Source organism: Pseudoalteromonas sp. CR1, from assembly GCF_019392235.1.
GTDB lineage: Bacteria > Pseudomonadota > Gammaproteobacteria > Enterobacterales > Alteromonadaceae > Pseudoalteromonas.
The window spans coordinates 130,098-152,437 of the sequence record NZ_JAHXRM010000003.1; the positions used below are offsets into that span (position 1 = coordinate 130,098).

Sequence of the window (22,340 nt, forward strand, 5' to 3'; positions counted from 1 at the left end):
ATTAAAACGTATTACGTGTACTAAAGTCAGCAGTTATTATGCTGCTGACTTATTGGATTTTGACGTGTTATCACTCATTAGTGGCGATGATATGTTAGAGATGTCGGCGCTGTCTAAAATTGCATGTGTGTCTGACCAGTGAAGTAGTTCTATTTTACCGTCAGCTTGTTCTACTAATGCAGTGCAGTTTTCTATCCAGTCTCCGTCGTTGCAATACACTATGCCGTCGCACACTTTTATTTTAGGGTGGTGTATATGCCCACAAATAATACCATCTACATTTTGCTTTTTAGCTTCATGAATAGCGGCGTCCTCAAACGCATTTATTGCTTCACGAGCTTTATGAACCCGTGCTTTTATCCACGACGCTAACGACCAGTAATTACCCCCAAACAACTTTCTTATTTTATTGCTCCAACGATTTAAAAATAAAAGTAAATCGTAGCCTGCATCGCCTGCAATGCTAATAATTTTGTTATAGCGAGTTGCGCTATCAAAATCATCTCCGTGGACAAGTAAAAAGCGTTTATTGGCTTGAGTTACATGAATATACTGCTGGTGGACTTCTATGCCTAACAAGGTTTGATTTATATAATTTCTAAACGTTTCGTCGTGGTTTCCCGGTATATATATTACCTGTGTTCCGTTGGCTGCTTTTTGTTGAATGCAATTAAGTACTTGATTGTGAGAAGGGTGCCAATAAAAATGGCGCTTCATTGACCATAAATCAATAATGTCACCCACTAAATATAAAACATCAGTGTCGACAGAGTTGAGAAAGTTGAGTAAATAATCAGCTTTACAATCTTTATAGCCAAGGTGAACATCTGATATCCATATAGCAGGGTACTTAGCTTGTTGTTCAGCGCCTTTCATAGTGTCCCTCATTAGTTTTGTTAACTAGAAATTACTTTAGAGAGAAAAAATGACAGTTACACGACACTTTTAGTAAAGCTATATGACACAAAATTCAGCCATAAAAAAACCGCTAAAAAAGCGGTTTTTATATTAACGTTATTGAATGACGAGTAAGTATTTAGGCCTGCATAGCCGCTTTAATGCTTTCGATTGCGGTATCTATGTCGATCATAAGTTTTTCACCTGTGCGACGGTTTTTAAGCTCTACTTTATTTTCGTCTAGGTTACGCTCGCCAATTACGAGCGTGAAAGGCACGCCTACAAGTTCCATGTCGTTAAACATAACACCAGGTCGCTCTTTACGGTCGTCAAATAATACATCTACACCAGCATCTTTCAAACCTTGATAAAGGTTGTTAGCAATATCAGGAATACGATGCGATTTATGCATGTTCATTGGTACAATTGCTAGATCGAATGGCGCAATAGACTGCGGCCAAATAATACCGTACTTATCGTTGTTTTGCTCAATAGCAGCAGCCACAATTCGCGATACACCCACACCGTAACAACCCATGGTCATTACTTGGTTTTTGCCATCTTCGTTTAATACGCCTGCTTTCATGGCGTCTGAGTATTTAGTACCAAGTTGAAATATATGGCCTACTTCAACACCACGTTTAATTTGTAATGTGCCTTGGCCGCAAGGGCTAGGGTCGCCTTCTACGATGTTTCGAATATCAGCAACGTCGTAGTTTGTTACATCGCGGTCCCAGTTAATACCACTAAAGTGTTCATCGTCTTTGTTGGCGCCGGCGACAAAATCAGCCATTACGTTGGCTGTGCGGTCAACAATAATTGGCATTGTTAATCCTACAGGGCCCAGTGAGCCTGGTTTTGCACCAATTGCAGCAATAATATCTGCTTCTTTTGCCATTTCAAGGGGTGAGTCAACGAGAGGGTGCTTTTCTGCTTTTAATTCGTTTAACTCATGATCGCCACGGATAACAAGCGCAACTAAACCACGTTGTTCGTTTTCATCTGGCGCACCATAAACAATTAAAGTTTTAACACTACGATGTGGTTTAACACCGTAATGCTTTTTAAGCTCTTCAATTGTTTTAGCATCTGAAGTAGGGAACGCTTTTAACTCTTTTGTCGCATCAGCACGTGGCTCTGTTGGCGCAAGGGCTTCGGCTTTTTCAATGTTAGCCGCATAATCGCTACCATCACTAAATGCGATAGCGTCTTCGCCTGATTCGGCTAAAACATGGAATTCGTGAGATACACTGCCACCAATAGAGCCTGTATCGGCAATTACAGGGCGATAATCTAGGCCTAAACGTTCAAAAATATTACAGTATGCTTTGTGCATTGCTTGGTAAGTATTATTTAAACATTCTTCGCTTAAATGAAACGAATAAGCATCTTTCATGGTGAATTCACGTGCGCGCATTACACCAAAGCGAGGGCGTCGTTCGTCACGTACTTTAGTTTGTACTTGGTATAAAGTAAGCGGTAACTGCTTGTAGCTATTCACTTCTTTACGAACAAAATCAGTGATCACTTCTTCATGTGTTGGACCAAGGGCAAATTCACGATTATGACGGTCTGTAAAGCGCATGAGCTCTGGACCAAATTCGCTCCAACGCCCCGACTCTTCCCATAAATCAGCAGGTTGAATAACAGGCATCAGCATTTCTATTGCGCCTGCTTTGTCCATTTCTTCACGAACAATGTTTTCAACTTTACGCAAAACGCGTAAACCAGAGGGTAACCAAGTGTATAAACCCGAAGCGACGCGGCGGATCATACCGGCTCTAAGCATTAACTGATGCGATACAATTTCAGCATCTGAAGGCGTTTCTTTAAGTGTTGCGAGTATATATTGACTGGTACGCATTATTTTTCCGAAATAGAGTAATATGTTCTTTTAATAGAGCTTAAGTTTACCAGCGGTTGCTTTTACACAAAAGCGCTAAGTGAGTTATTTAGCTTTTTTCTATATTTGTTACAAGGTTGTGCTCGCCATTAACGTGCCAGCGAATATTGTAATCATACAATGTCATTCCATAGCTCTGCTCGCCGTCTTTTTGTTTTTTGTAAGCAGGGCGTGGGTCTTGTTTTAAAACATTACTAATAAAATTCAATAAATCAGGGTATTGAGTTTGCTGCTCAATGAATAAAGTCACCTCGGGGGTAAACTCTACACTCATTTGTGTTTCTGGGCGTGTATCTGCAAAGCCAGCACTAGCGTCAAGCATGGCATCTGAGTAAGGCAAGTAGGGCTTTATGTCGATTATGGGCGTGCCATCAAGTAGGTCTATTCCGGCAAGTAATAAACTTAGTTGGCCATTTTTATATTCTATACCCTCAAGCTTTACTGCGCTCATACCAATGGCGTTTGGTCTGAAAGTAGCGCGGGTTGCAAATACACCTTTGCGTTCATTACCGCCTAAACGAGGTGGTCGCACCATGGCTGAGTAGCCTTTATCTGCGGTTTCATGAAAGCGAAACAATAACCAAATGTGTGTAAATTCATCAATGCCGCGTACAAATTCTTCGCGATTAAAGTCGGGCGCAAAAATAAGTTTGGCTTTAGCTTCAGGCACTAAACGCGGCTGTCTTGGAATGGCAAACTTTTGTTTATAGGGAGATTGTATATGGCCAACGGCCGAAATGCTGTAGTCGCTCATGTCACTCAAGTACAAATAGAATAGAGATTTATTCTACCTGTATTTAGATGCTATCGCATTAATACAAAGAATTTTATTTAGACCCAGTGGTTTAAAAACGCTTTTAGACAGAGCGGTTTATATTTAATGAAAAAAAGGTAAGCTTTAGCTTACCTTTGTTAACTATAGTGTTTACAGTTTAAAACATGTATTGCAACGATACAGATGCTACATCCATATCAGGATCAATATCGTCGTCTAATTTGTAACGTTCGTATTCTAAACGCATTTGTACATTGCTTGAAAAGGCAAACTCTAAACCTGCACCATAAAATGCATCACCACCATCTTGCGATGTAGAGATGCTTCCAATTGGGAGTTCTTGTTTTATATCAGCATCCCATTCTAACCAACCACCTTTAGCGTACACCGAAAAGCTTTCAGTTAGGGGAATACCCAAGCGCGCGGCCAATGACACACCATCAATCTCTGCTTTACTGTCAATGTCGCTAACTTCATCAAAATTTTGATAAGCCAGCTCTACACTCAAATACTCATTAAATTGTGTACCAATGTATCCTTTTAGCATTTGCGCATCATCATCAAAGTCAGTATCGTTTTCACTGTCTTCAAATTCAAAAGAATATTGTCCGTAGCCTATACCGGTATAAATACGCGGAGAATCAAAATCGGAAATATCTGCTTGTGCTGCAGAATTAAAACCAAGCGTTGCAAGCGCTAGTGCTGAAAGAGAAAGTGATTTAATCATTAAATAGCTCCTTTAAAAAAATAATATGGTTTGATTTATTCAAACTTCAATTACTTAGTTGCAGTGAACATGCCAATGATTAAATAGACCAATAAACCAGCAGGGCTAGTTGTTTAGTATTAGGTTCTTGGGTCGGTTAGGTTTTTTATTAAACAAATCGCTAAATAGTGACACTTAGCGATTTTAAATAAATTGTATTTTTTACAATGCATTAGGATTTTTTTACAGTACAAAAATTAGCTAACGCGTAACTATACTTGATGAAGTAAGTTTTCTGTTTCTATCGCAATTTCTTTCATCTTAATTGCGTAATTTTCTAATTTTATATCTTCATTGGTAATCGCTTTAAACTCTGGCACTGCAACGGGGTAACCCGTTTCATCCATGGCGACAAAGCTTATTACACAATGGTTGGTTTCAACCATGTTTTGTGTTTTTGGGTCGCCGCATCGAACTTGTATAAATATTTGCATACTTGTTTTACCGGTATGCGCTATTTTTGCTTCTACTTCTACTATTTGCCCAACCAAAATAGGGCGTCTGAATTTAACACCCGCCACCGATACGGTTACACAATAATGACCACTCCAGCCAGCGGCACAGGCATAGCCAGCTTGGTCAATCCACTTCATAACCACACCACCATGCACTTTTCCTCCAAAATTAACATCGGTGGGCTCTGCTAAAAAACGAAAAACAACATTTGACGACGGCATAAACTTTACTCTTTTTATTAATTATATAATCAGCATAGCGCAAAAAAGGGGCCGAAGCCCCTGCAATTTAGGATATGTTTATAATTTATATGTAAAATATATTACATATTGGGATAATTTGGACCGCCAGCACCTTCAGGTGTAACCCATGTTATGTTTTGGCTTGGATCTTTAATGTCACAGGTTTTACAGTGCACACAGTTTTGTGCATTAATGACAAACTCGTTTTTACCTTCTATTTCTTGAACTTCATACACACCTGCTGGGCAATAGCGCTGTGCGGGTTCATCATATTTTACAAGATTAACGTGTATTGGTATTGCTGCGTTTTTAAGTTTTAGATGACAAGGTTGAGACTCTTCATGGTTAGTATTTGATAAAAACACACTTGAAAGTTTATCAAAACTCAGTGACCCATCAGGCTTGGGGTAATGTATTTTTTCAGCAATGTTAGCATCAACAAGAGTAGAGTAGTCTGGTACGTTGTCTTTAAAGGTAAACGGTAAAGCACCATTAAATACATTCTGATCGAGTGTGTTATATGCACCCCCTAAAAACTTACCTAGTTTATGCATTACCGGGCCAAAGTTACGCGACTGGTAAAGTTCTTTATAGGCCCAAGATTGTTCAAATCGTATGCGGTAATTTTTTAAGTCAGTATTTGCTTGTTCATTTTGAAGTGCTTCAAAAATGACTTCAGCAGCCACCATACCTGATTTCATTGCTGTGTGATTTCCTTTAATTTTTGCAAAATTTAAAGTACCAGCATCACAGCCTACTAATAACCCCCCAGGAAAATGCATTTTAGGTAAAGAATGCAATCCACCTTTTGCAATAGCACGCGCCCCATAAGCAATTCGCTCACCGCCTTCAAGCACCTGTTTAAAAACAGGGTGATGTTTCATTCGCTGAAATTCATCAAACGGGCTTAAGTGTGGGTTTGCGTAATTTAAATCAACAATTAAGCCAACAACGACCTGATTATTTTCGCTATGATACATAAATGCACCACCACTTGTATCACCATTTAACGGCCAACCCGTGCCATGGACCACTGTACCTTCTTGGTGTTTCGATTCATCTACTTGCCATATTTCCTTAAAACCTAAACCGTAATGTTGAGGCGATGAATCAGCATCAAGCGCAAATTGGTTTATAAGTTGTTTGCCTAAATGTCCACGGCAACCTTCAGCAAAAATAGTGTATTTAGCTCTTAGTTCCATGCCTGGCATGTAACCGTCTTTTTCGTTTCCGTCTTTATCAACACCCATGTCTCCTGTAATAATGCCTTTTACAGTGTCGTCTTCAATAATAAGTGAATGTGCACTAAAGCCTGGAAATATTTCTACGCCCAAACTTTCAGCTTGCTCTGCAAGCCAACGGCATACGTTACCCATTGATACAATATAGTTGCCATTATTATGAAACGTTTTAGGTGTAGCAAAGTGGGGGATTGACGTTGCTTTTTCTTCATTATTAAACCAATAAATTTCATCATTGGTTACTTTTGTAGTGACTGGTGCGCCTTGCTCTTGCCATTTGGGCAGTAACTCATCTAAAGCTTTGGTTTCAAAAACAGCACCCGACAGAACATGTGCACCCACTTCAGAGCCTTTTTCAACAACACAAATCATGCATTCTTGTTGTTTTTCTTGTGCAAGTTGTGCGAGTTTTATTGCACTGGCAAGTCCTGCAGGTCCAGCGCCTACAACAACTACATCAAATTCCATGGTTTCACGTTCGACCATAATAACCTCTTTATTTATGACGGACTCACTCAATACTGCATCAGTATTTGAATAAGGTGTTCAGCCTATTTATTACAATGCAAATTTTTCGTTACAGGCTGTGAATAGTTAAAGGTTATTTTAGGTTGACGTTTACGTCAACAGGAAGTAGTCTGATTTCATAAAATAAATAGGTTGACGTACACGTTAGGTTGTAGGTTTAAATAATTATGGAGTTCCTATGAAAGTTCTTGTACCAATAAAACGCGTTATAGATTACAACGTAAAAGCGCGTGTCAAAAGTGACAACAGCGACGTAGATTTAGCCAACGTCAAAATGGCGATGAACCCGTTTTGTGAGATAGCAATAGAAGAAGCCATCCGTTTAAAAGAAGCGGGTACTGCCACTGAAGTGGTAGCTGTTACTATTGGCGCTAAAACGTCGCAAGAACAATTACGTACAGCGCTTGCACTGGGTGCAGATAAAGCAATTCACATCGAAACCGATGAAAAATTAGAGTCATTACACATTGCTAAATTACTTGCAAAAATAGTAGAGCAAGAAGCACCTGAGCTTGTAATTTTAGGCAAGCAATCGATAGATTCAGATAATAATCAAACAGGGCAAATGCTTGCAGCTTTGACTAATCGTGGCCAAGGTACGTTTGCTTCTAAGGTCGTTGTCGCTGATGGCAAAGTAAATGTAACGCGTGAAGTAGACGGCGGTTTGCAAACGGTAGCCCTTTCATTGCCTGCCATTGTTACGACAGATTTACGTTTGAACGAGCCTCGTTATGCATCACTACCTAACATAATGAAAGCAAAACGTAAGCCCCTTGATGTAATAGCAGCAGATACTTTAGGCGTAGACCTAACACCGCGTGTTCAGCTTGTTAGCGTAGAAGAACCCGCTAAACGCAGTGGCGGTATTATTGTAGAAGACGTTGCACAACTTGTAGAAAAATTAAAAACAGAGGCAAAGGTGATTTAAATGAAAACACTTGTAATTGCAGAGCACGATAACGGTGCCTTAAAACCAGAAACCTCAAAAACAATTAACGCCGCTGTTAAATTAGGCTTAGACATAGATGTACTTGTTGCAGGTTTAAATATAGGCGCTATGAGCGAAAAGCTAGCGAGTATTGCAGGTGTTAATGCGGTACTTACAGCAGACAACGCTGTTTATGAGCATCAACTAGCTGAAAGCATGACAGACTTAGTATTGAGCCTTGCTGATAACTACAGTCATATTGTGGCAAGCGCCACTACCACGGGCAAAAATTTTATGCCACGCGTTGCAGCGCTTTTAGATGTAGCGCAAATATCTGAAATAATTGCTGTAATCGATGCCGATACGTTTAAACGCCCAATTTATGCAGGTAATGCTATCGCCACAGTAAAATCACTTGATAGCAAGAAAGTTATTACTGTTCGTGCAAGTAGTTTTGATCTTCAAGGTGATCAAGCTCAAGCGCCTGTTACTACTGTAGAAATGGTGTCTGCTTCACAGTTAAGTCGTTTTGTAAGTGTTGAACAAACTGAATCTGAACGCCCTGAACTTACTGCAGCTGATGTAGTTATATCGGGTGGCCGTGGCATGCAAAATGGTGAAAACTTTGCATTACTGAATGGTATTGCAGATAAGCTGGGGGCTGCTATTGGAGCATCGCGTGCAGCAGTGGATGCAGGCTTTGTACCTAATGATATGCAAGTGGGGCAAACAGGTAAAATTGTAGCGCCTAACCTGTATATTGCTGTGGGTATTAGCGGTGCTATTCAACACCTTGCGGGAATGAAAGACTCAAAAGTGATTGTCGCAATTAACAAAGACCCTGATGCGCCTATTTTTCAAGTTGCAGATTACGGGCTCGTTGCCGATTTATTTGATGTGTTACCGCAATTAGAAAGCGCACTATAGCCATTTATTAAAACTATTCTGGTTGAAAGCCGTGGTGCCTTATGCGTGCTGCGGCTTTTTTTATACGCTAAGTTATTGTTATAAAAAAACCAGCCAATTGGCTGGTTTTTAATATTAAAACAACTTATTAATTAAAAATTTAGTACGTTGCGCTGCCTTTTGTACGAGGGAAGGCAATTACATCACGTACGTTGCCCATACCTGTTACATAAGCAACTAAGCGCTCAAAACCTAAACCAAAACCTGAATGCGGTACGCTACCGTATTTACGTAAATCGCGGTACCAGCTGTAGTCTTCTTTGTTTAAGCCCATTTCTTCAAGGCGCGCATCAAGCACATCTAAACGCTCTTCACGCTGAGAACCACCAATAATTTCACCAATTCCCGGTGCAACTACGTCCATAGCGGCAACGGTTTTGCCGTCTTCGTTTTGGCGCATGTAAAATGCTTTAATATCACGTGGGTAGTTTTTAATTACTACAGGTGCTTTAAAATGTTCTTCTGCTAAGTAGCGTTCGTGCTCTGATTGTAAATCTACACCCCATTCAACAGCGTACTCAAATTTTTTACCACAGGCTTTAAGTATTTCTACTGCGTCAGTGTAATCAACTTGGGCAAAGTCTTTTTCTACAAATTCTTCTAAACGACTAATGGCTGTTTTTTCAACACGTAGTGCAAAAAACTCCATATCGTCACGGCGCTCTTCAAGTACCGCTTTAAATACGTACTTAAGCATGTTTTCTGCAAGTTTTGCGATGTCTTCTAAATCAGCAAACGCAACTTCTGGTTCTACCATCCAAAATTCAGCTAAGTGACGTGAAGTATTTGAGTTTTCTGCACGGAAAGTTGGGCCAAACGTATAAATTTTTGACATTGCAGACGCGTAAGTTTCGCCGTTTAATTGGCCAGATACAGTTAAGAATGCTTCTTTACCAAAGAAGTCTTCGCTGTAATCAACATCGCCTTTATCTGTACGTGGAAGGTTTTGCATATCGAGTGTCGATACACGGAACATTTCACCTGCGCCTTCACAGTCACTTGCTGTTATAATCGGTGTGCTGATCCAATAATAGCCTTGCTCGTGATAAAAACGATGGATAGCTTGTGCTAAACAGTTACGTACACGTGTGACAGCGCCAATCATGTTAGTACGAGGGCGAAGGTGCGCGTGTTCGCGTAAGTATTCAATGCTGTGGCGCTTTGCCGACATTGGGTATGAATCTGGGTTTTCTACCCAACCTAAAACTTTTACTGAATTAGCTTGAATTTCAAATGATTGACCTTGGCCAGCAGATTGAACTAAAACACCAGTAACCGATACAGAACAACCGGCTGTTAAGCTAGTAACTTCATCATAATTATTTAGTGAATTAGGAACTACCGCTTGAATAGGATCAAAACACGAACCGTCATGAACGGCTAAAAATGATATTCCTGCTTTTGAATCGCGGCGAGTACGGATCCAGCCCTTAATTGTTACTTGGCTGTCTACCGCAACATTGCCTTTTAATAGCTCTGAAATCGCTAAATGGCTCATCTTCACTCCAATGATATAAGTTGCCTAACTTTATTTATTTAAATATGTACAACACATACGCTCTATTTTATTAATAGAAGGTGCTGTACTAGAACCCTGTATCTTACCTAGTAAAGTAAAATAAAAAAACTGTTGCGGGCAACTCTTTAAAAGTTTTTATCAATGCGGTTTATTTTTAGTCGATTTTAAGGCACAAATGACTAAGTTTGTTATTTGCTGCTCTGAAGTTTAACGATTTTGTGGCATTATATATTTTTTGATTACTCAATAATGACCATTACTTTAGAAATGGATGCTATGAAACAAGTTTTTATTTTACGTGGACTACCTGGAAGTGGTAAGTCGTATTATGCACAAAATTTAGCAGACGAATTAGCGACTGCAGATGAAAGCCAATATTTAATTTGCTCAACAGACGATTACTTTTTAAACGAGCAGGGTGAGTATCACTTTGATAAATTTAAATTACCCCAATACCATAATTTAAATTTAGCCCGTTTTATACAGGCCCTCGCACAAGACATTCCGCTTGTAATTGTAGACAACACCAATATTAAAAAATGGGAATTTGTGGCATACACTCAAGCAGCTGTTGCCTTAGGTTATCAAGTAAAAGAAGTGATTGTGGGTGAAGTTAAAGATAAATCTATGCAGCACCTATACGCTAAACGTAACTCGCATAATGTGCCGCTTAAAACGATAAGTAAAATGGCGTATATGTTTGAGTGGTAGTGCTAAAGTTTAGACAGTACATCTAAATTATTGTGAGTTATAGCATCTAAATGAGTAGTGATTTTGTCACTGCTCCAGTCCCACCATGCTATGGATAGCAGTGCACTAATCGTTTTATCGTCAAAACGCTGTTTGATTATTTTTGCTGGATTCCCACCAACGACAGCATAAGCAGGTACATCGCTGGTCACTACCGATTTACTGGCAATGATTGCGCCACTTCCTATTTTTACCCCAGGCATGATGGTGGCGTTATAGCCAATCCACACATCATTACCTATTTCAGTATCGCCTTTAAAAGGTAAATCACCTGGTTGGGGTGCAGACTTTTCCCACCCGTTACCAAATATAAAAAAAGGGTAGGTAGAAAAACCAGCACTTTGATGATTTGCCCCATTCATTATGAAGGTCACATCTTTGGCTATCGCACAAAACTTACCTATGATGAGACGATCTCCAATAAAATCGAAATGATAAAGGACATTTTTTTCAAAATGTTCAGGCCCATCAGGGTCGTCGTAATACGTGTAATCACCTACTTCGATATTAGGTGAAGTAATAAAATTTTTTAAATAACCTACTTGAGGAAACCCTGGCATTGGAGATGGGTTATTTGGGTTTGGTCCGTTCATAGTTTCCTTCAAAGTAACATGGTTAATCCGCTAGCTTTTAAATGCCGCCAGTGGATGAGAAGTGCTTAGCGAAACATGCACGTTATCACCAGGGTGAACAACCACTTCATGACTCACACGGCTTGTGACTATAGTACCACAGGCGAGTTTAATTGCGCATAATCGGCTTCCGCCTTCAAAACGTACCCAAATAACTTCGCCATTATTACCTACACTGCTTTGCACTAATAAAACATCGTCTGGACGCAATAATACATCAACATCGCCTTGAGCGCAGTCAACACCGTGAGCGGGAACATTACCAATGTCGGTAAGCGCTTGGCCATTATTTAACGTGCCTTTTATAAAGCTAGCTTCACCCAAAAAACGTGCAACAAAACGATTAGCGGGGGTACTAAAGCATTTTTCGGGAGTGTCAATTTGTTGTATTTTTCCGCCTTTTAAAACACCAACACGGTCACCAACAGATAGGGCTTCTTCCTGGTCATGTGTTACCCAAATAGCTGGCACACCCGCATTTTTAAGTGCATTTCGTATATCCCAACGCAACATGTCTTTTAAAGCTGCGTCTAAATTTGATAGCGGCTCATCGAGTAATACAAAATCGGGCTGGTGGGCAAGGGTACGTGCTAGAGCAACGCGTTGTTTCTGGCCGCCAGACAGAGTCGCTGGTTTTTTTGTTCTAAATTCATCTAGACCAAGTAAGTTGATCCAATGATTCGCAACGCTGTTATCTTTTAATTTAAAACAAATATTTTGCTCAACCGTCAAATGCGGAAATAACGCAAAATCTTGAAAAACCATACCTACACTTCGCTTTTCAGGGGGCACTGATTTATTAGGAGTTGCACGCCATTTATCTGCGTTTATATCACCCTCAGAGATAGGTATTAACCCTGCGAGTGCTTGTAATATTGTACTTTTACCACAACCGGTTGGACCAACAAGCATTAGGATTTCGTTTTCACCCAGCGTTAAATTTAAATCGCTCACAACACGATTACTGCCATAATCTATAGACAACTGACTTACAGATAGCATTTACTTCAAATCCTTAATGTTCAAACTGGTTACGTTTTTCGCCAGACATCATAATAGCTAAACCACAAGCAGAGATCACCACTAATAACAGCCCAGGTATGGCAGCTCGGCCAAAATAGCCAGCTTCGTATACACGCCATAAATAAGTAGACAGAGTTTCAAACCCTGTTGGACCCAATAATAAAGTGGCTTCAAGTTCACGCATTGATTCTAAAAACACCAATGCGCCACCAGCCACGATACCGCGCATGGTTAAAGGCAAGGTAATACGCGTGAAGGCTTCACGCGGGCTTGCGCCAAGGACGCGAGCAGATTTAACCAAGCTTGGATCTAAATGTTCGGTGCTGGTGCGAATTGAACCAACCGCTAGAGGTAAAAAACGTAGCATATACGCTATGATTAATAGCCCTAAAGTTTGATATAAAAATGGTAATTGTAACCCGCCATAAACGAGCGCCGTGCCCATCACAATGCCAGGTATGCCAAAGCCAAAGTAGGTTACTCGCTCCATAATTCGACCAGCTTTACCACTGAGGGCTGCATGTGCAACTGGCACAGCTACAATAACTGCCACCATAGCAGCAAGCGCAGACGCATAAGTAGAGTGCCATGCAATTGTAAAGTCAAAATTACTTACGCCATCTCGTGCAAGCCATATAAAAAATATAGCCAATGGTAAACCTATAGCCAGTAGTAGGACAGGAGCGAACAGAGTAAATATAGCACCTAGTTGTAGCTTATTTGGAAATAAAATAAGAGGGCGGCCATGGCGCTCAGTAGCCGTTTTTATTTGTGATTCTATAAGTAGTAAAAAACCTACAATAACCATTAACTGAAGCGACAGCATCGCTGCGCGACCCAGTGCAAAGGCGTTGTATTCAACATAAATAACACGTGTAAAAGTATCAAGACGCATCATGGCTGGGGTGCCAAAGTCAGATAAAGTATAAAGTGCCACTAATAACGACCCAGCAGCAATGCCATTCACTACACGGGGTAAAATAACGTTGAATACACTTTGGGTCATCGACATACCCAATGTACGTGCTGCGTTTACCATGCTTGCATCTAAACTTAATAACGATGATCGGGTCGTCATCATTACAAATGGAAACGTATACAGTGTCATAACTATTGCAGCACCTGATAACCCATACATAGGGGGTGTTTCAAATCCCAATAAATTATTTATTTCACCCCCAGGGCCAAATGCCGCGTAAAGCGTAAATGCACCAATATAACTGGGAATAGCAAGCGGGGCTGCAAACAATACAAGCCATGCTTTTTTAAAGGGTAAATGAACATAGGCACTTATAAATGCCAGTGGCACGCCAATCAAAATAGAACCCAAAACAGTTAAGCCCATTAAAGCCAGTGTATTGCCTAAAATGGCCAAGTTATGGCTATCAAAATAAGAGCTTGAGTCGCTTGCAAGCACCATTAATATACAAATAGGAGCAAGCGTAATGAGCGCTGCAAGCAGCGCCATTGGATAAGATGGAGGTATTCGCATTATAAAACGCCGTTGCTGCGCATTAAGTCAATAGTAGGACGTAAATCTGCAAGTTGTGTTAAATCAATTTTAGGTGGTAAAACACTTGAAAGCGAAGGTAAACCGTCTGGCTGCTCAATACCGTTTACTAGCGGTATTTCGTATGCTTCACGTGCTAAATAACCTTGCACTTCTTTACTCAGTAAATAACGCATAAAGTTAGTTGCAAGCGGATCACTGTTAAGCGTTAAAATGCCAGAAGCATTTACCAAACAGCCTGCGTCGTTTTGAGTAAACGCTAAATCAAGTTTTGCATCAGGCTTGCCTGACTTCAATCGCAAGGTGTAGTAATGATTGGCAAAGCCGATATCTACTTCACCCCGTTCTACACCCATAACAACACCTAATTCACCAGCGTAGGTTTTTGCACGCTTTTTAACTTTTTTGAGCCATTTAGCTGTTTTATCATCACCTTCTAAAATACGCATTGCAGTAACAAACGATTGAAAAGACGCATAGGCAGGCGCCCAACCTATACTCAAATCGCTTTCAGCAATTTCCATAATACTCGTTGGAATTTGATCTTTCGTTAAACGTGATGTGTTATAGGGCAATGTACGTATTCGGCCAGTTACTGGTGCCCACTCTTTGTACTTAAATTGTGGCTGCAGTTGCGCTGATAAATCGTTTGGCAGTGGCTTAGCAAGTCCTGCATCAGTTACTAGGCCAATCGCACCAGAGTCAACAGCCCAAAATAAATCAGCGCGTTTAACGCCAGCTTTGGCTTCTGCAACAATTGTGTTGGCAAGCGCAGCGGTGGGTCCGCGGCGAATAGCTAAATTAAAATCAGGGTTATTTTTTTGAATAGCTTGTAATACATTTTCGTACAAACCGCCTTCACCTCGGCCTAAATATAAGGTTAAATCACCTTTAAGCTTTGGTAAATCGTCAACCGACACGGGGTTATTTACCGTATTGGCAAAAGCCTGCGATAGAGGTAATGGCAATGAGCCCATTACCCCTAATGCAGCCAACCCTTGTATAAAGGTTCTGCGTTCCACTAAAAAACGTCCTTACGATTTTTTTCGGCTTTTTCAATTAAACCCTTAGCGCGGTCTAATTTTGTTTGCATGTCAGTTATTACATCACGCACTTCATCAACACTTTTGTTGTCTGCAATCGCTTTTGGAAGCGTTACGTTAAAATCTTTTTCAAGTGCCTCCACTAAATTGGCATCTTGCTCAATAAGTGTTCCTTCAACGCCTTCGAATAAGTGTAGGTAGGTGTCGTGTACAATTTCAGTTGCTTCGTCTTGAAGGCGTTCAGCAAGTTTTGCGATAACGCGGTCTAGTTTGTGCTTTATTTCGTCTATTGTTGCACTTTGTGTCATTTCTTTGCTTGCTGTGGCTGTAACCGTCTTTAACAAGCCTTTTTGTTGAAATTTAGCCGCTAGTTTAACTGCACCTAAACCTTGCCATAAGGCAGTGTTCATAGCGTGTTGTTGTGTACGTACTTCAGCTGCTGATTTACCAGCATCAATTGCCATTTTTACACCGTACAAACCTTGCCAAATAGAGGCATAAACAGGTACTAAGTTAGTTTCAATTGCACTGTGAAATTTTACCGATTCCCAATATTCAATTAAATCGTCGGTGTTTACAGCTTTAGCGCCTTTACTTTCGTAGGTGCTAACAAGCGTGTCCACTTTACCTACCATCCACTCAACTTCTTCATTATAACTTTTAAGGTTAGCTTGAAGGTGATTTACATGCTCGCCAATAGGGCCGTTAGCAAATAAAGGTTGTGAAATAAATGCAGACGCGATTAAAAAAGAGGCACCTAATGCTTTGGCTGGTTTAAAAAATAAGTTCATGTAAGACGTCCAAAAGGTAATTGTAAATGATAGGTATTATCATATCCGTAAATATTACGAAGAGCAATATACTAAAACCGCTAATCACATTTTTGAAGGCTTGAAGACGAATTTAATTAATATAGATGATCTACATCAAGTTAAATCCGTCTTTGGCTAATTAGCATCACTTTTAGACCGACAATAATTAACAAGCTTCAGCGTAATGTTTGCCTTTAATTGCACTGTAAATTGCATTGCAAAGCGTTTTAATACTTTTTTCGTCACTTATATACGGTGGCATAAGATAAATTAGTTTACCGAAAGGGCGGATCCATACGCCTTTTTCTACAAAATAAGCTTGGATAGTGGCAACATCAATGCTTCCCACTTCATCAGATAATTCTACAACGCCTATTGCACCTAAGGTTCTAACATCAGCAACATCTTTGAGCTCCATACATTGATGTAATTGCTGGAGTTGGTCATTTATATCAGCTACACGCTGTTGCCAGTTTTGCTCAAGTAATAAATCTATGCTGGCACACGCAGCTGCACACGCTAGCGGGTTACCCATAAAGGTAGGACCGTGCATCAAAACACCGGCTTCACCTTCGCTTATGCCTTTGGCAATTTTATCGCTAGTCAGTGTGGCAGACAAAGTCATTGAGCCACCCGTTAGTGCTTTACCTATGCATAAAATATCGGGTTCGATATTGGCGTGTTCAACCGCAAATAATTTACCTGTTCGGCCAAATCCAGTGGCTATTTCGTCGCATATTAAAAGTACATTATATTGCGTGCATAGCTGCCTTACACAGGCTAAATAGTCTGGGTGGTAAAAATTCATACCACCTGCGTTTTGTACAATAGGCTCAATGATAAAAGCGGCTACGTGTTGGTGATTATTTTTAAAATAATGTTCAAGTTCAATCGCTTCACTTTTTTCAAAAGTACCAGAAAACTTACTGGCCGGGGCAGGTACAAATATGTGATCAGGTAAAAAACCTTTATATAGGCTATGCATAGAGTTAACAGGATCGCATACACTCATTGCAGCAAACGTATCGCCATGATAGCCCTTATAAGGCGTCATTAATTTTTGTTTTGTTCTAATACCTTGGCTTAACCAATATTGCAGTGCCATCTTAATAGCTACTTCAACACTCACTGAGCCACTATCAGCTAAAAATACTTTGTTTAAGCTGCTAGGTGTAATCTTGACGAGCTTTTTGCACAGCTCAACTGCACTTGAATGCGTAATACCCCCAAACATTACATGGCTCATGTCATTAATTTGTTCAACCATTGCCTGGTTAATAGCAGGGTGGTTATAACCATGAATAGCACTCCACCACGATGCCATCCCATCAATTAGTTGTTCGCCTGTTTCGAGGTAAATTATATTGTGTTTAGCATGGGTGACAGGGTAAACAGGAATAGGCTGAGTCATTGATGTGTATGGATGCCAAATGTGTTCACGATCAAAATTCAAATCAATTGGTTGTTTTTTATTCATATGTAAACTTTAACTGGGTGGGCTTCGTTGACAATGGTACGTGAAGTTTTAGACTAATCCAACATCACCAATATGAAAAAAATAAAGAGAGAATTATGGAACGTGCACCTGTTCGTCACGATTGGACCCATAGCGAAGTTAAAGCATTATTTGAAATGCCGTTTAACGATTTACTGTTTAAAGCTGCGTCGGTTCACCGTGCTAACTTCAATCCAAATGAAGTACAAATTTCTACTTTGTTATCAATTAAAACAGGCGCTTGCCCAGAAGACTGTAAATATTGCCCGCAATCGGGGCATTATAAAACCGACCTTGAACGCGAACGCCTAATAGAAGTAGAAAAAGTAGTAGAGCAAGCACGCCTTGCTAAACAAAAAGGCGCTACACGTTTTTGTATGGGTGCTGCCTGGTCGGACCCCAAAGACAGAGACATGCCGTACATTTCAAAAATGGTTAAAGAAGTAAAAGAGCTTGGCCTTGAAACCTGCATGACGCTGGGCAAACTCACAAACGAAAAAGCCCATGAACTCAGCAGTGCAGGGCTTGATTATTATAATCATAATTTAGACACATCACCTGAATACTACGAGCAAATTATATCAACCCGTACGTTTGAAGACAGATTAAATACCATAGATCACGTTCGTGATGCAGGTATGAAAGTGTGTTCAGGCGGTATAGTCGGTATGGGAGAGCAAGCCGCCGACCGTTATGGTTTACTAATGCAGTTAGCTAACTTACCACAGCATCCAGAAAGTGTGCCTATTAATATGCTGGTAAAAGTAAAAGGTACCCCGCTTGAAAACGTGGACGATTTAGATCATTTTGAATTTATACGCACCATAGCAACTGCACGTATAATGATGCCGCACAGCTATGTACGTTTGTCGGCAGGGCGTAATGCCATGAATGAGCAAATGCAATCAATGTGCTTTTTTGCGGGCGCTAACTCTATATTTTATGGTGATAAACTACTTACTACAGAAAATCCAGAAGCCGATGCAGACATGAACCTTATTAAAAAGTTAGGTATGAACCCAGAAACGCGTGAAGATTATTCAGACGAAGCCGTAGCTGCGTCGCTTTCATCGCAAGTAGCTGATAAAGCCACATCTGAATTGTTTTACGAAGCCTAATTAAGTCTTACTCATGCCATTTGAATTTATTAGCACACATCTTAATGAGCGGGCAGAGCAATCGCTTTTACGAAAACGCCACGTGGTGCAAAATGCCACGGCACGCACTATTGAGGTTGATAATAAAACGTATTTAAATTTTGCTAGTAATGACTATTTGGGCTTTGGTGATATAGCTATCCACAGTGAAAATGTTAACACGCTAGGTAGCCACAGCTCTGCTTTAGTAACAGGGTATCAAATACAGCAGCAAGCATTAGAGCAGTACTTATGCACTCAGTTTGGTTATCAAGCTGGGCTGCTTTTTAATTCTGGCTTTAGTGCTAATAGCAGTGTAATTAAAGCGTTGTTTCAGGATAAATCAGCAGCGCAAAGCAGTGCTATTTTTCAAGACAAGTTAAACCACGCCAGCTTAATAGATGGGGCGCTTCAATCTAATGCAGCATTAATACGTTTTAATCATAACGATTTAAACCATTTACGGTCTCGGCTCGAAAAGTCAAAAGCACAAAACAAGTTAATTATTAGCGAAGGCGTTTTTTCGATGGATGGCGATACGGCCCCCATAAAAGATTTACTGCTCCTTGCAAAACAACATAATGCTTGGTTGATGATAGATGATGCGCACGGCTTTGGCGCTTTGGGTAAAACAGGTCTTGGTAGTTGCGAAACACTTATTGGCGATACTGTGCCCGACATACTCGTCATTACATTTGGTAAAGCGGTTGCCAGTAGCGGCGCGTGTGTATTGGGCCCACACTTATTTATAGACTACATGCTGCAATATAATCGCGATTACACATACTCAACAGCTATGTCGCCGTTAATGGCAAACAATACCTTAGCGCGTATAAAGCACATTAAAACAGCTGATACGCAACGCTCAACATTAAATAAAAACATAGCGGCATTTAAACACCTTGCACAACAGCATAATATAGCGGTAATGGAGTCCGATACGGCTATTCAACCTATTGTTCTGGGCTGTGCAGAGCAAACAATAAAAGCGGCCAATAAACTCAAGCAGCAAGGAATTTGGCTTACCGCAATTAGACCGCCCACGGTTGCATACAATACTGCGCGCTTAAGAGTGACTTTAACAGCAGCGCATACCCTTGATGATATTACTTATCTTGTTAAACATTTAGCAAAGGCACTACTATGATTGCCCACGCACTGGATATTGAGCCGGTTACAAAGGCCGCTGCAACAACCCAATTAAAAAGGCTTAACCCGGCACTTAAAAAAGGAGCGCAAGTTAACTTTTCAAAAGCGGCAGGTAATTACAATACACATGCGCATGTTCAAAAAAAAGCAGCCGATGATTTATTCAAACTAATAAACCCACTAGCTTGCAATAAAAATAAGGTGTGCGTTGATTTAGGCGCAGGCCCACTTGTAAACACCCAGCAACTTCAACGCCTTTACGGTACCGTGTTATCAATGGATTTAAGTTTTGATATGCTCAAAACCTGTAATGAAGGTGATTACAAAATTTGCGCAGATATGGATAACTTGCCACTGCAAGCAAACAGTGTTGATATAATTTTTAGTAACTTTGCAGTGCAATGGTCGGCCAATTTTAAGGCGCTTTTACAGTCACTTTATGGGGTGTTAAAACCGGGTGGGCAGGCTTATATTAGCACTGTAGTTGAAGGCTCACTTAACGAAATACAAACAGCGTTCGCTGCGGTAGATAGCCACAACCATATTAATACGTTTAACGCGGGTGATTATATAAACCAATCGGTCCAAAATTCTGGCTTTCAGGTAAACAGGGTAATCTCTAAAATTTATACAGACGAATATGCGTCTGCATTACACGCTATTCGATCAATAAAGGCTATTGGCGCAACCACCCAAAACACAGCTAATACGCGCCAAGGGTTATTAACAAAGTCGGCATTAAAAAAAGCGTGTGCAGCATATCCTTTAATAAATCAAAAAGCGTGTGTTTCTTACCATGTAGTATTGTTATCATTAAATAAAGCGTAAATAACGTCTGTTTAAAAGGCACGGCCATGAAAGAATTTTTTATTACCGGTACCGACACCGACGCCGGAAAAACTCATGTAACTAGTTTATTGTTAAAGTTACTTGCTCAACACAAAAAAAAAGCAATTGGGTATAAACCCCTAGCTGCTGGGTCTGAAATGGCGTTTGATCAACTTGTTAATGCCGACGCACTTATGCTGATGGAAAGTGCAACGGTGAGTGCAAAATACGATGTGGTAAATCCCTTTACTTTTGCACCACCTATAGCCCCCCACATAGCCGCAGAGCAGGCTGGGGTAAGTATAAACGTTAGCAAGCTTACCGCAGCTTATAAAACGGTAAAACAGCAAGGCGCTGACTATATACTTACAGAAGGAGCGGGTGGCTGGGCTTTACCTATTAATAATACTGAGTATTTATACGACTGGGTTAAAACAGAACAACTACCAGTTATATTAGTCGTCGGTATGAAGTTAGGTTGCTTAAATCATGCGCTATTAACCGCGGCACATATGCAAAGCTTAGGCATTAACTGTATAGGATGGATAGCCAACCAAGTTGATGAGCATATGGATGAGTACCAAGCAAACCTAGATAGTTTAAAGGCGCGGCTACCATTTCCTATTCTTGCTATCAGCCCTTACAGCGAGCAAACGCCAAAATTACAAATTTATAAAACACTTCTTGAAAATTTATCAATAAATCCATAAATACTACTTGTGTTGTGACATAGTTTGTCACAAAATAACACTACCCCTATGACATAGTGTGTCATAGGGGTAGTGTTGCTCATAGTCGATCAAATTTTAGAAAAGTCGCACAGCAATAAATGTTATTTTTGGAGAACTCGAATGAAACGTGTATTTTTGTTTTTATTAACTAACCTCGCGGTTATGTTGGTATTAGGTGTGGTGCTTTCAATTATAATGAGCGCGCTGGGCTTAAGCCATCGTAGCCTAGGTGGAATATTACTTATTGCAGCCGTATTTGGATTTGGTGGATCGTTTATTTCACTATTTATGTCTAAATGGATTGCTAAAAAATCAACAGGTGCGCAGGTTATTACTCAACCAAGTAACGAAACCGAGCAGTGGTTAATAAACACTGTTGCTGCGCAAGCCAAAAAAGCGGGTATTGCAATGCCTGAAGTGGCAGTTTACAACAGCCCCGAAATGAACGCGTTTGCAACAGGCCCAAGTAAAAACAACTCACTAGTCGCTGTAAGTACAGGGCTAATGCAAAGCATGACCCAAGATCAAGCAGAAGCCGTGCTCGCTCATGAAGTGTCACATATTGCTAGTGGCGACATGGTAACGCTTACGCTTATTCAAGGTGTGGTTAATACTTTTGTGATTTTTGCTGCAAAAGTGTTGGCAAATATTGTAGATAACTTTCTTAATGGCGATGAAGAAGAGGGCGGAATAAGCTGGACCTACATTTTATTCGACATGTTATTCCAAGTACTGTTTGGTGTGTTGGCAAGTATAGTTGTGGCACATTACAGCAGGCAGCGTGAATTTGCAGCCGATAGCGGTGCAGCAAAATTAGTTGGCGCCGACAAAATGCGCTCCGCTCTTGAACGTTTAAAGCAAAACCATCCTTCGCAGTTACAAGGATCTATGATGGCGTTTGGTATTGCGGGTGGTAAAAGCATGGCTGAGCTGTTTTCATCGCACCCGCCGCTTGACTCGCGTATAGACGCTTTACGTCGTTAAAAAATTCAAGTTTTTCACAGCACTTG

The 22,340-nt window shown here is 40.4% G+C and carries 21 protein-coding genes; 8 read left to right on the forward strand and 13 right to left on the reverse strand.

Going from position 1 to position 22,340, the window contains the following annotated elements; genetic code table 11:
- Positions 1 to 36: 36 nt before the first annotated feature.
- The 6 genes from KZZ04_RS04695 to KZZ04_RS04720 form a co-directional block, all read right to left on the reverse strand.
- Positions 37 to 876 (reverse strand): UDP-2,3-diacylglucosamine diphosphatase, encoded by an 840-nt coding sequence (locus KZZ04_RS04695; protein WP_219421980.1) that lies wholly within the window; start codon positions 874 to 876, stop codon positions 37 to 39.
- Between the two features lie 160 nt (positions 877 to 1,036).
- Positions 1,037 to 2,761, reverse strand: a complete 1,725-nt coding sequence (locus KZZ04_RS04700) for a proline--tRNA ligase (protein WP_219421981.1) — start codon at positions 2,759 to 2,761, stop codon at positions 1,037 to 1,039.
- A gap of 88 nt (positions 2,762 to 2,849) precedes the next feature.
- Complete coding sequence (tsaA, locus tag KZZ04_RS04705; protein WP_219421982.1) at positions 2,850 to 3,554, reverse strand: tRNA (N6-threonylcarbamoyladenosine(37)-N6)-methyltransferase TrmO; 705 nt, start codon at positions 3,552 to 3,554, stop codon at positions 2,850 to 2,852.
- 178 nt (positions 3,555 to 3,732) lie between these two features.
- Positions 3,733 to 4,302 carry an outer membrane beta-barrel protein gene (locus tag KZZ04_RS04710; RefSeq protein ID WP_058405586.1) on the reverse strand — a complete coding sequence of 190 codons (570 nt, stop codon included), beginning with the start codon at positions 4,300 to 4,302 and terminating at the stop codon, positions 3,733 to 3,735.
- A gap of 251 nt (positions 4,303 to 4,553) precedes the next feature.
- Positions 4,554 to 5,018 (reverse strand): acyl-CoA thioesterase, encoded by a 465-nt coding sequence (locus KZZ04_RS04715; protein ID WP_058553217.1) that lies wholly within the window; start codon positions 5,016 to 5,018, stop codon positions 4,554 to 4,556.
- 101 nt (positions 5,019 to 5,119) lie between these two features.
- The gene (locus KZZ04_RS04720) at positions 5,120 to 6,766 is read right to left on the reverse strand and encodes an electron transfer flavoprotein-ubiquinone oxidoreductase (RefSeq protein ID WP_219421983.1); all 1,647 of its coding nucleotides are present in this window, start codon (positions 6,764 to 6,766) and stop codon (positions 5,120 to 5,122) included.
- Between the two features lie 220 nt (positions 6,767 to 6,986).
- Here KZZ04_RS04720 and KZZ04_RS04725 point away from each other — a divergent pair, with 220 nt between their 5' ends.
- Both KZZ04_RS04725 and KZZ04_RS04730 read left to right on the forward strand, forming a co-directional pair.
- A complete protein-coding gene (locus tag KZZ04_RS04725; RefSeq protein WP_058405589.1) occupies positions 6,987 to 7,736 on the forward strand; it encodes an electron transfer flavoprotein subunit beta/FixA family protein in 750 nt (249 codons plus the stop codon).
- Positions 7,737 to 8,663, forward strand: coding sequence for an electron transfer flavoprotein subunit alpha/FixB family protein (locus tag KZZ04_RS04730; RefSeq protein WP_219421984.1), 927 nt, complete (start codon positions 7,737 to 7,739; stop codon positions 8,661 to 8,663). It abuts the gene before it with no gap.
- A 139-nt stretch (positions 8,664 to 8,802) separates the two neighbouring features.
- Here the strand turns inward: KZZ04_RS04730 and asnS are convergent, their stop codons facing one another.
- Positions 8,803 to 10,200, reverse strand: a complete 1,398-nt coding sequence (gene asnS, locus KZZ04_RS04735; protein WP_058405591.1) for an asparagine--tRNA ligase — start codon at positions 10,198 to 10,200, stop codon at positions 8,803 to 8,805.
- 297 nt (positions 10,201 to 10,497) lie between these two features.
- Here asnS and KZZ04_RS04740 point away from each other — a divergent pair, with 297 nt between their 5' ends.
- Positions 10,498 to 10,932: an ATP-binding protein gene (locus KZZ04_RS04740; protein WP_008131176.1), complete on the forward strand. Its 435-nt coding sequence runs from the start codon at positions 10,498 to 10,500 to the stop codon at positions 10,930 to 10,932.
- 2 nt (positions 10,933 to 10,934) lie between these two features.
- Here KZZ04_RS04740 and KZZ04_RS04745 read toward each other — a convergent pair whose 3' ends face one another.
- From KZZ04_RS04745 to bioA, 6 genes are all read right to left on the reverse strand, one after another.
- Positions 10,935 to 11,564: a Vat family streptogramin A O-acetyltransferase gene (locus KZZ04_RS04745; RefSeq protein ID WP_058405592.1), complete on the reverse strand. Its 630-nt coding sequence runs from the start codon at positions 11,562 to 11,564 to the stop codon at positions 10,935 to 10,937.
- A gap of 30 nt (positions 11,565 to 11,594) precedes the next feature.
- Positions 11,595 to 12,605, reverse strand: a complete 1,011-nt coding sequence (locus KZZ04_RS04750) for an ABC transporter ATP-binding protein (protein WP_219421985.1) — start codon at positions 12,603 to 12,605, stop codon at positions 11,595 to 11,597.
- 13 nt (positions 12,606 to 12,618) lie between these two features.
- Positions 12,619 to 14,118: an iron ABC transporter permease gene (locus KZZ04_RS04755; RefSeq protein ID WP_219421986.1), complete on the reverse strand. Its 1,500-nt coding sequence runs from the start codon at positions 14,116 to 14,118 to the stop codon at positions 12,619 to 12,621.
- Positions 14,118 to 15,158 carry an extracellular solute-binding protein gene (locus tag KZZ04_RS04760; RefSeq protein WP_219421987.1) on the reverse strand — a complete coding sequence of 347 codons (1,041 nt, stop codon included), beginning with the start codon at positions 15,156 to 15,158 and terminating at the stop codon, positions 14,118 to 14,120. The genes KZZ04_RS04755 and KZZ04_RS04760 overlap by 1 nt, the downstream gene beginning before the upstream one ends.
- Positions 15,158 to 15,970: a hypothetical protein gene (locus KZZ04_RS04765; RefSeq protein WP_219421988.1), complete on the reverse strand. Its 813-nt coding sequence runs from the start codon at positions 15,968 to 15,970 to the stop codon at positions 15,158 to 15,160. Before KZZ04_RS04765 ends, KZZ04_RS04760 begins: the two co-directional genes overlap by 1 nt.
- 187 nt (positions 15,971 to 16,157) lie before the next feature.
- Positions 16,158 to 17,468 carry an adenosylmethionine--8-amino-7-oxononanoate transaminase gene (gene bioA, locus KZZ04_RS04770; RefSeq protein WP_219421989.1) on the reverse strand — a complete coding sequence of 437 codons (1,311 nt, stop codon included), beginning with the start codon at positions 17,466 to 17,468 and terminating at the stop codon, positions 16,158 to 16,160.
- Between the two features lie 95 nt (positions 17,469 to 17,563).
- Between bioA and bioB the strand changes: the two genes are divergently transcribed.
- The 5 genes from bioB (at position 17,564) to htpX (ending at position 22,314) form a co-directional block, all read left to right on the forward strand.
- Positions 17,564 to 18,604 (forward strand): biotin synthase BioB, encoded by a 1,041-nt coding sequence (bioB, locus tag KZZ04_RS04775; RefSeq protein WP_219421990.1) that lies wholly within the window; start codon positions 17,564 to 17,566, stop codon positions 18,602 to 18,604.
- Between the two features lie 13 nt (positions 18,605 to 18,617).
- Positions 18,618 to 19,769: an 8-amino-7-oxononanoate synthase gene (locus KZZ04_RS04780; RefSeq protein ID WP_219421991.1), complete on the forward strand. Its 1,152-nt coding sequence runs from the start codon at positions 18,618 to 18,620 to the stop codon at positions 19,767 to 19,769.
- On the forward strand, positions 19,766 to 20,599 hold the full coding sequence (locus KZZ04_RS04785; RefSeq protein WP_219421992.1) for a methyltransferase domain-containing protein: 834 nt from the start codon (positions 19,766 to 19,768) through the stop codon (positions 20,597 to 20,599). The genes KZZ04_RS04780 and KZZ04_RS04785 overlap by 4 nt, the downstream gene beginning before the upstream one ends.
- 26 nt (positions 20,600 to 20,625) lie before the next feature.
- Entirely contained in the window at positions 20,626 to 21,309 is a 684-nt protein-coding gene (gene bioD / locus KZZ04_RS04790; RefSeq protein WP_219421993.1) for a dethiobiotin synthase, read from the forward strand.
- A 141-nt stretch (positions 21,310 to 21,450) separates the two neighbouring features.
- The gene (htpX, locus tag KZZ04_RS04795; RefSeq protein ID WP_219421994.1) at positions 21,451 to 22,314 is read left to right on the forward strand and encodes a protease HtpX; all 864 of its coding nucleotides are present in this window, start codon (positions 21,451 to 21,453) and stop codon (positions 22,312 to 22,314) included.
- The last annotated feature ends 26 nt before the right edge of the window (positions 22,315 to 22,340 follow it).

Bases quoted from the DNA above. Each gene is read 5' to 3' on its own strand.
- KZZ04_RS04785 (WP_219421992.1), top strand. From the start codon at position 19,766: ATGATTGCCCACGCACTGGATATTGAGCCGGTTACAAAGGCCGCTGCA.
- KZZ04_RS04715 (WP_058553217.1), bottom strand. From the start codon at position 5,018: ATGCCGTCGTCAAATGTTGTTTTTCGTTTTTTAGCAGAGCCCACCGAT.
- KZZ04_RS04725 (WP_058405589.1), top strand. From the start codon at position 6,987: ATGAAAGTTCTTGTACCAATAAAACGCGTTATAGATTACAACGTAAAA.
- KZZ04_RS04730 (WP_219421984.1), top strand. From the start codon at position 7,737: ATGAAAACACTTGTAATTGCAGAGCACGATAACGGTGCCTTAAAACCA.
- KZZ04_RS04765 (WP_219421988.1), bottom strand. From the start codon at position 15,970: ATGAACTTATTTTTTAAACCAGCCAAAGCATTAGGTGCCTCTTTTTTA.
- KZZ04_RS04720 (WP_219421983.1), bottom strand. From the start codon at position 6,766: ATGGTCGAACGTGAAACCATGGAATTTGATGTAGTTGTTGTAGGCGCT.
- bioB (WP_219421990.1), top strand. From the start codon at position 17,564: ATGGAACGTGCACCTGTTCGTCACGATTGGACCCATAGCGAAGTTAAA.
- KZZ04_RS04755 (WP_219421986.1), bottom strand. From the start codon at position 14,118: ATGCGAATACCTCCATCTTATCCAATGGCGCTGCTTGCAGCGCTCATT.
- tsaA (WP_219421982.1), bottom strand. From the start codon at position 3,554: ATGAGCGACTACAGCATTTCGGCCGTTGGCCATATACAATCTCCCTAT.
- htpX (WP_219421994.1), top strand. From the start codon at position 21,451: ATGAAACGTGTATTTTTGTTTTTATTAACTAACCTCGCGGTTATGTTG.
- KZZ04_RS04750 (WP_219421985.1), bottom strand. From the start codon at position 12,605: ATGCTATCTGTAAGTCAGTTGTCTATAGATTATGGCAGTAATCGTGTT.
- KZZ04_RS04695 (WP_219421980.1), bottom strand. From the start codon at position 876: ATGAAAGGCGCTGAACAACAAGCTAAGTACCCTGCTATATGGATATCA.
- bioD (WP_219421993.1), top strand. From the start codon at position 20,626: ATGAAAGAATTTTTTATTACCGGTACCGACACCGACGCCGGAAAAACT.
- asnS (WP_058405591.1), bottom strand. From the start codon at position 10,200: ATGAGCCATTTAGCGATTTCAGAGCTATTAAAAGGCAATGTTGCGGTA.
- KZZ04_RS04745 (WP_058405592.1), bottom strand. From the start codon at position 11,564: ATGAACGGACCAAACCCAAATAACCCATCTCCAATGCCAGGGTTTCCT.
- KZZ04_RS04780 (WP_219421991.1), top strand. From the start codon at position 18,618: ATGCCATTTGAATTTATTAGCACACATCTTAATGAGCGGGCAGAGCAA.
- KZZ04_RS04710 (WP_058405586.1), bottom strand. From the start codon at position 4,302: ATGATTAAATCACTTTCTCTTTCAGCACTAGCGCTTGCAACGCTTGGT.
- bioA (WP_219421989.1), bottom strand. From the start codon at position 17,468: ATGAATAAAAAACAACCAATTGATTTGAATTTTGATCGTGAACACATT.
- KZZ04_RS04700 (WP_219421981.1), bottom strand. From the start codon at position 2,761: ATGCGTACCAGTCAATATATACTCGCAACACTTAAAGAAACGCCTTCA.
- KZZ04_RS04740 (WP_008131176.1), top strand. From the start codon at position 10,498: ATGAAACAAGTTTTTATTTTACGTGGACTACCTGGAAGTGGTAAGTCG.